Here is a 1,405-nt window from a genome sequence, read left to right as displayed (position 1 = left end):
GACGCCCACCGGCCACGACCTGCTGGTCGAGGTGAAAGCCGTTTCAGTGAACCCGGTGGACACCAAAGTACGCGCCAGCGCGGCGCGCAGCGCTGGCTCGGATTACAAGGTGTTGGGCTATGACGCCAGCGGTATCGTGCGCGCCGTCGGCCCCGAGGTCACACTGTTCAAGGCCGGTGACAAGGTCTGGTATGCGGGGTCCATCGCCCGGCCCGGCACCAACAGCGAACTCCACCTGGTCGATGAACGCATCGTCGGCCGCATGCCGCAAACGCTGGGGTTTGCCGAAGCGGCCGCCCTGCCGCTGACCAGCATCACCGCCTGGGAGATGCTGTTCGACCGTCTCGGCATCGTGCCGGGCAAAACACCGAACAACAAAACACTGCTCATCATCGGCGCCTCGGGCGGCGTGGGCTCGATCATGACGCAGCTGGCCACGCGCCTGACCTCGCTCACCGTGATAGGCACCGCGTCACGGCCGGAAACCCAAGCCTGGGTGAAGGAACTCGGCGCCCATCATGTCATCGACCACAGCCGGCCGATTGCCGAAGAGCTCAAGCGTATCGGCATCCCCGCGGTGGACTACATCGTGGGCCTCACGCAAACCGACAGCCACCTGGCACAAATCGCCGAAGCCATCGCACCACAAGGCAAGTTCGGCCTGATTGACGACCCGGTGAAGTTCGACATCACGCTGTTCAAACGCAAGAGCGCATCCATCCACTGGGAACTGATGTTCACCCGCCCCCTCTTCGGCACACCCGACATGGTGGCACAGCACCGCCTGCTCAATGAGGTCGCCCAACTTGTCGATTCCGGCTTGATCCGCACGACGCTGACGGAAACGTTTGGTGTGATCAATGCCGCCAATTTGCGGCGGGCGCATGAGTTGGTGGAGTCTGGGAAGGCGCGGGGGAAGGTTGTGCTTGAAGGATGGGTTTGAGTTTTCTTGTTGAGGCCGGGGCTTGTTCCGGCCTTAACGCCGCAAAGTCTTGAACATCACAAACGCATCCACCAACCCCAACCTCACATGCCGAAAAGCCTCCGGCAAGGTCCCCACAATCTCAAACCCCAATCTTTGCCATAACCGAACAGCACGCTCATTCGTCGACACCACCAGGTTGAACTGCATCGCCAGAAAACCCATGGCCAGCGCTTCCTGCTGGGAGTGCTCGCACATCGCCGACGCCAGGCCTTTGCCCTGCGCTTCGGGCGCGACCACATAACCGCAGTTGCAGACATGCGCACCCAGCCCCGGCTGGTTGGGTTTGATGAAGTAGGTGCCTAGCACTCGGCCGTCGTCGCTGTTCCCCTCACGCACTACATACGTCGCCCGGGGCACGTCCATCCACACCGCGTGTATTTCAGCTTCTGTGCTGTGGGGCGAAAAGGCATAGGTGTCGCC

The 1,405-nt window shown here is 61.9% G+C and carries 2 protein-coding genes; one reads left to right on the top strand and one right to left on the bottom strand.

Features of this window, described 5'->3' with window-relative positions; genetic code table 11:
• Positions 1–943: zinc-binding alcohol dehydrogenase family protein (locus tag AC1D1P_RS23395; RefSeq protein ID WP_477674646.1), on the top strand; the 943-nt coding region annotated here is incomplete at its 5' end.
• Positions 944–976: 33 nt separating this feature from the next.
• Here AC1D1P_RS23395 and AC1D1P_RS23390 read toward each other — a convergent pair.
• On the bottom strand, positions 977–1,405 hold a 429-nt coding region (locus AC1D1P_RS23390), incomplete at its 5' end, for an N-acetyltransferase family protein (RefSeq protein ID WP_477674645.1).

The sequence above is a fragment of the Polaromonas sp. P1_E1_2 genome (genome assembly GCF_056406035.1).
This window is presented reverse-complemented; position numbering and strand designations above follow the sequence as displayed.